The sequence below is a fragment of the Chitinophaga sp. genome (assembly GCF_036566945.1).
Taxonomy (GTDB): Bacteria; Bacteroidota; Bacteroidia; order Chitinophagales; family Chitinophagaceae; genus Chitinophaga.
On sequence record NZ_DATCVJ010000796.1, the window covers coordinates 1 to 6448 of the forward strand.

At 44.2% G+C, this 6448-nt stretch carries 6 protein-coding genes; 5 read left to right on the plus strand and 1 reads right to left on the minus strand.

Annotated features, from left to right (window positions below; translation table 11 throughout):
• A partial coding sequence (locus VIP81_RS24180) for a sodium/proton-translocating pyrophosphatase (protein WP_331967407.1) occupies nt 1-416 on the plus strand: 416 nt, incomplete at its 5' end.
• Nucleotides 417-814: 398 nt separating this feature from the next.
• The gene (locus tag VIP81_RS24185; protein WP_331967409.1) at nt 815-1444 is read left to right on the plus strand and encodes an NAD(P)-dependent oxidoreductase; all 630 of its coding nucleotides are present in this window, start codon (nt 815-817) and stop codon (nt 1442-1444) included.
• Nucleotides 1445-1492: 48 nt separating this feature from the next.
• Here the strand turns inward: VIP81_RS24185 and VIP81_RS24190 are convergent, their stop codons facing one another.
• The gene (locus tag VIP81_RS24190) at nt 1493-2491 is read right to left on the minus strand and encodes an AraC family transcriptional regulator (RefSeq protein ID WP_331967411.1); all 999 of its coding nucleotides are present in this window, start codon (nt 2489-2491) and stop codon (nt 1493-1495) included.
• Nucleotides 2492-2597: 106 nt separating this feature from the next.
• Here VIP81_RS24190 and VIP81_RS24195 point away from each other — a divergent pair, with 106 nt between their 5' ends.
• The 3 genes from VIP81_RS24195 (at nt 2598) to VIP81_RS24205 (ending at nt 6283) form a co-directional block, all read left to right on the plus strand.
• Nucleotides 2598-2810 (plus strand): hypothetical protein, encoded by a 213-nt coding sequence (locus VIP81_RS24195; RefSeq protein WP_331967413.1) that lies wholly within the window; start codon nt 2598-2600, stop codon nt 2808-2810.
• Between the two features lie 203 nt (nt 2811-3013).
• A complete protein-coding gene (locus tag VIP81_RS24200; RefSeq protein ID WP_331967415.1) occupies nt 3014-5395 on the plus strand; it encodes a TonB-dependent receptor in 2382 nt (793 codons plus the stop codon).
• A gap of 21 nt (nt 5396-5416) precedes the next feature.
• Nucleotides 5417-6283, plus strand: a complete 867-nt coding sequence (locus VIP81_RS24205) for a DUF4249 domain-containing protein (RefSeq protein ID WP_331967417.1) — start codon at nt 5417-5419, stop codon at nt 6281-6283.
• Nucleotides 6284-6448: the final 165 nt, after the last annotated feature.

The following is a 6448-nucleotide window of genomic DNA, read 5'->3' on the forward strand; positions in this document are numbered from 1 at the left end:
TAGGCTTCATCGCCGGTCCGGAAGTACTGGGCGGATTCCTCGCCGGAGCTACCGTTACCGGTGTATTAATGGGCATCTTCCAGAACAACGCCGGTGGCGCCTGGGACAACGCTAAAAAATCATTCGAAAAAGGCGTGGAAATTAACGGCGAAACTTACTACAAAAAATCAGAGCCGCATAAAGCATCTGTAACCGGTGATACCGTTGGTGATCCGTTTAAAGATACTTCCGGTCCTTCTATGAACATCCTCATTAAACTGATGTCTATTGTATCGTTGGTGATTGCGCCTACCCTGGCGGAAATGTTCCATACCAAACAACCACCGGTGCCACCTACTGCTAAAACAGAAATGGTACAGCCGGCGGCTAAAACAGTGAGCAGCAAGGCAACTGCTTATCTGCTGGAAAAAAAATAATACCTTTTTATATAGCAATAAATCCCGTCGGGCTTACTCCCCAACGGGATTTATTGTTTTAAGGACCTGGCAGTTTTCATCCACCGGGGAGGTATTCCGGCAGTCCCCCTTAGAAGATATTCCGTTTCAAAACCAATGGTAATAAGCCCTGAGTGCCAATCCGCCCCCCTGCGGGCAGCTGTCTCCCTAAAAATTCAGGGCTTTATTACATCTCCCCACATGAAAAAAAATAATTCCTTTGGTGTTTACAATAACTTTCCTACATTTGTACTGCAATTAAAATTATTACAGATTAATCATCTGTATTTTTTTAGTCAAAAACTGTAATAAATATTATAACAATTAAAACAATCAGCACGGGCGCGCTGTATTACTAACTATCATAAAAACTAAAAACCATGAAAGTTGCCATCATCGGAGCATCAGGATTTATAGGATCGGCCATCTTAAACGAAGCACTGAACAGAGGCCATGAAGTAACGGCTATTGTTCGTAACCCGGAAAAGATCACTGTTCAAAACCCACATCTGACCGTAAAAAAAGGGGATGCGACCAATGAAACAGAAGTTGCCGGCTTGTTAGCAGGTAACGAAGCGGTGATCAGCGCTTATAGTGCACACGACAAAGCCACCTATCTCAAAGCCATACACGCCATTATTAATGGCACCAAAAAAGCAGGTATTAAAAGACTGATTGCGGTAAGTGGTGCCGGCAGCCTGGAAGTAGCTCCTGGTGTGCAATTACTGGATACACCCGAATTTCCCGCAGCATGGAAAGAAGGTGCTTCCGCTACCCGCGACGCTTTCTACGTTATCAAGGGCACGGATGATCTGGACTGGACGGTCATAAGTCCTGCTATGATGATTGAACCCGGCGAACGTACCGGCAAGTTCCGTTTGGGAAAAGATCAGGTAGTATTTAACGATAAAGGGGAAAGCAAGATCTCTACAGCAGATTACGCGATCGCGTTAATAGATGAACTGGAACAGCCTAAACATATCAAACAACGTTTTACGCTGGCTTATTAGTATCATTGATCGTACAGGACCTGCATCATAACTGGTCCTGTACTCTTCTTAACTCCTCATTTTCGCCGGACTCATACCGAATTTCTTACGAAAGGCGGTACTGAAATGCTGCGGCGACGAATACCCTGCCTCTTCTGCAATCAACGCCATACTTTGATGGCCGCTCAAAATCAGCTCCCGCGCCATTTCCAGCCGGTGATCGTTCAGAAAACCAAATACGGTATTACCGAAAATGGCCCTGAAACCGGATTTGAGCTTGAACTCATTTAATCCTGCTTTCCGTGATAACTGCTCCAGGCTCAATGGCTGCTGGACATGCTGCAGCAACAGGTCTTTGGCAAAATATAGTTTCTCCACATCACTCGCGGAGATCTTGTGTTGTAAAGGCCCGCCGGAAAAATGGTCCGTTTCGATCTGATCACACTGTAAAGCCAGCAGCTCTATGGCTTTTGACTGCAGGAAAAGTTTTTTTAGTCCTCCCTGAAAGCTGCACTGACGAACTTCTTCTATGACCATACGCATACGGGGCGTCATCCGGGGGTTGAACTTCTCCGCCAATGCCGTAAAGCGGTTGCCCGCCACATTATTAGCCAGCCCACCTAATACCCGGCCATTATTTTCTGCCAGCTCCACGAAGCGGCCCGGCATAAAGCTCAGTCCAAAGAACCGGATATTCCGCTGTTTCTTCACATCGGCAGATTCAGATTCATAAGGACTATACATGAGATTGTGTTCCAGACTGGTAAATCTGAAATCATCACTCAGCCCCTCCACAGAAGTACTGATGTCGCCCTGTTCCATAAACATCATCATTACCCGGGGCTCCTGAAATTCCGAGTGGATATGAATATTCTCAAATACATCTGCCTTGCAACTGGCAATGCTGATCCCTTCAAAGCAATATTCCCGGAAACTGGCCTCTCCAAAAGCATGCTTCAGTTCCTGGGTTTCTTCTATAATAGCCCTGGAACGGATTTTTCGATAGTCAAATGGCATGCTTTCCGTTAGCAGTACGTCGTTGGCATCATTTGTAATAACTATGCCCATAAATAATCCGTTTCGTATAAGTGTTTATCCGTTTCGTGTAACAGTTATATGGGATAACAGCAGCAAATTTGCATAAAAATATTCCGAATACTAAATTAATTACACCATGATGGGAATATTCCGTACCAATATTACAACTGTTCAGGATAGAAACAATGTCATAAATGCAATTTCTGCTCAATTTACCGTGAATGCCTGTAGTGTTGACCTGGAAGACTGTGACAAAGTATTACGCGTTGTTAGTCCTCAGTCGTTAGCGGAACAAACAATCATAGAATTTGTAACCCGGCTCGGGTTCAACTGTGATATTCTGGACTAAAATAAACATACTGCACAACTACCAAAGCTACCGTGGCGAAGAAAAACAGCACGTCCTACCGCTGTTTTTTTCTTCGCCACGGTAGCTTTATTCTATTTATAAAAAAAATTATTTATCTGCGTAGGGGTATAATATTTGCACCACGTCATATATACACATGCTGGAATGGCAATGGAAATTATAATAAAACGGATTTAATTTTTATGAAAACTATGGCAACCTTGTTGCTGTCACTGCTACTTCTCATTTTAGCAGGACCAACAACAACCGCACAGCAGCAACGATATACCGTAAGCGGCTATGTAAAAGACAAACAAAACGGAGAAAGCCTGGTGGGTATCTCTATTGGAAAAACCGGTACCACCGTAGGCACCGTGAGCAACCAATACGGATTTTTCTCCCTGACACTTCCGGCAGGTGAACACGAACTGCAGTTTTCTTATATGGGCTACGGAACTTATAAAACAACTGTCAACCTGAGAAAGAACGCAACGTTAGATATTCGCCTGGAAGCTACCAGCAGCCAGCTGAATGTTGTTACTGTAAACGGTCAGAAACAGGAAAAGAGCGTAAACACCCTCAATACCAGCATCAATAAACTGGACATCGCACAGATGAAAAAAATGCCCACCTTCATGGGTGAAGTAGACGTACTGCGTGCCATTCAAACCCTCCCCGGCGTAAATACAGTAGGGGAAGGTGCTTCCGGCTTTAACGTACGTGGTGGTAACAGCGATGAAAATCTGATCCTGCTGGATGAAGCCCCTGTATACAACTCCACACACATGCTCGGCTTCTTCTCTGTGTTCAACCCGGACGCAGTAAAAAGTCTGAACCTGATTAAAGGTGGGTTCCCCGCTGAATATGGCGGTCGTACCTCTTCTGTACTGGATATACGTATGAAAGATGGTAATGACCAAAACTTCAACGTAAACGGTGGTATTGGTAATATTTTCAGCCGCTTATCTGTAGAAGGCCCGCTGGTAAAGGATAAATCCTCCTTCATCGTGGCCGCCAGAAGATCTTATATAGATCTGCTGATGAAACCTTTTGTAAAGGGAGATATGAAAGATACCAAACTCAATTTCTACGACATCACTGCCAAGGCCAATTACAAATTCGATAAAAACAACTCGCTCTTTGTGAGCGGTTATTTCGGAAGAGATGTATTCGGATTTGGAAAAGATGTGAACATGAACTGGGGGAATAGCACCGCCACCGTGCGCTGGAACCACGTTTTCACCAACCGTCTGTTCCTGAACCTTACTACTTATTATAGTAAGTATGATTATAGTCTCGCCTTCAATAACGACTCTAAGAAAACGAGCCCTGAAGACGCCCAGGCATACGACTGGACTTCCAACATCATCAACTACGGCTTAAAACCATCCTTCACATACTATATCAACTCGGCCAACAGCCTTCATTTTGGTGTACAGGGTATCTACTATACCTTCAAACCAGGAACAGGTACCAGCACGAACGGGGACGTAAAACAAGTGCAGCAACTGCATGACCAACACGCACTCGAGTCGGCCGTGTATCTCGATCATGAATACAAGCCTACTAAAAAATTCGGTATTCAGTACGGCGGCCGTATGTCTGTTTACCAGTTCATAGGTAAAAGCACCGCTTATTACTATGCAGACACCACACCTGGTATCCGTAAAAGACTGATAGGCATGAAAGAATACGGTGCTAATGAGCGGATTAAAGGTTATTACTACTTTGAACCCAGAATCAGCGCCCGGTATGCCTTCTCCGACGAACATGCTGTGAAACTGGCCTATAGCAGAACCAGCCAGTTCATGCACCAGCTGTCCAACACCGCTTCTCCTACCCCATTGGATATCTGGACCCCCAGTACCAACAACATTAAACCAATGGTGTCCGATCAGTATACTGCCGGTTATTTTTATAATGCACCTAACGATGCTTATGAATTATCTGCGGAAGTGTTTTATAAAACAACTGAAAACCAGGTGGACTATATCGACAACGCCGACCTGCAGCTGAATCCTTTGATCGAAGCAGACCTTTTGCCTTCACAGGGACGCGCCTACGGATTGGAATTATATGCTAAAAAAGATATCGGTAAAACAACCGGCTGGGTAAGTTATACCCTGTCACGCACAGAAAGGAAAACGCCTGGTATCAGCCTGAATGAATGGTTCCTGAACCGCTACGACCGTACGCACAACCTGAACATTGTATTAACGCATACTTTCACCAAACGTACTTCCGTGTCGGCCAACTGGGTCTTTGCTTCCGGTACACCGGGTACTTTCGCAGATAACAGGCTGGAGTTCCAGGATTGGGACATTCCTTATAACAGTACTGAAAAACGGAATAACTACCGTTTACCGGCTTATCACCGCCTGGATCTGTCTATGACCCTGAAAGGCAAACAACTCAAACGCTGGAAGGGAGAATGGGTGTTCTCACTGTACAATGTGTATGGCCGCAGAAATGCTTACACCATCTACTTTAAACAGAATGACGATGATCCAACCCAGCGTGAAGCAACTCGTTTGTCTATCATCGGTTCTATTATCCCAGGTATCACGTACAACTTTAAGTTCTAATTGTCCAAAATTCAAGATCAGATGAAAAAGTCATTATTCCTCATATTATTCGCGGCCGTTGCAGGTTTAACCGCCTGCGAAGACAAGATAGACCTGGACATTGCGAAAGGCACCTCTTATCCGGTACTGGATGCCTGGATCACTAATGAGGCCGGGATGCAAAATATCAGGTTCACCATGTCGGTACCATATACAGATAATAACCCGGCGCCCATTATTGATGATGCCCAAATCACTTTATATGACCTGACCAGTGGCGCGTCTTACCCGTTTTTGTTTAAAAACAAAATGTATAGCTATGATGCCACCAATAAACCAATTGGCGTAATAGGACATGCTTACAAATTGCGCATCTTATACAAAGGGGAAACCTTCGAGGCACTAGACAGTATCAAAAGAGTGCCTGAAATTGATACCATCATCTACGACTTCAAAACGAAAGAAGAATCCATCAGCGGCAAAGAAGGTTACTACGCCAGGTTTTATGCGAAGGATCTTAAGGATACCACAGATTATTACTGGATCCGTTCTTATCGCAATGACACCCTGAGACGTTTGGAAGATAACTTCTCGATAGACGGCTCCTACGATGCCAATGTGTCTGACGGCAATCAGTTTATTCTGCCCATAGAAGAAGGTATTACGGACTACGGCAAGCCTTTCCTCAGCGGGGAAAAAGTCATTGTAAGGCTCCTGTCTATTACTTACCCGGATTATGAATTCCTGACCCAGGTGAACGAACAGGTAAATGCCGGCGGCTTATTTGCCAAAGTGCTGGAAAACGTGAAAAGTAATGTAAAAAATACCACCGCTGACGGAAAAGTAAGAATATTAGGCTGGTTCGGTACTTCTGCGGTGAGCAGAGCAGAACGCACCTGTTCTAAATAGCGATTTTTTGTCTTACTCAGGATTATACTGATTTTGATGATTTTCCGGATTGTTACTTTTTGATTTTATAGGATTAAAAAAGATTAGAGAAGATTTTAGCGAAACTATCCGCTTATATCTTCTCTAATCTTTTTTAATCCTGTAAAACAATCCTGAAATCATCAA

Coding starts and splice junctions, on each gene's coding strand:
- VIP81_RS24185 (WP_331967409.1), top strand. CDS start 815: ATGAAAGTTGCCATCATCGGAGCATCAGGATTTATAGGATCGGCCATC.
- VIP81_RS24200 (WP_331967415.1), top strand. CDS start 3,014: ATGAAAACTATGGCAACCTTGTTGCTGTCACTGCTACTTCTCATTTTA.
- VIP81_RS24190 (WP_331967411.1), bottom strand. CDS start 2,491: ATGGGCATAGTTATTACAAATGATGCCAACGACGTACTGCTAACGGAA.
- VIP81_RS24205 (WP_331967417.1), top strand. CDS start 5,417: ATGAAAAAGTCATTATTCCTCATATTATTCGCGGCCGTTGCAGGTTTA.
- VIP81_RS24195 (WP_331967413.1), top strand. CDS start 2,598: ATGATGGGAATATTCCGTACCAATATTACAACTGTTCAGGATAGAAAC.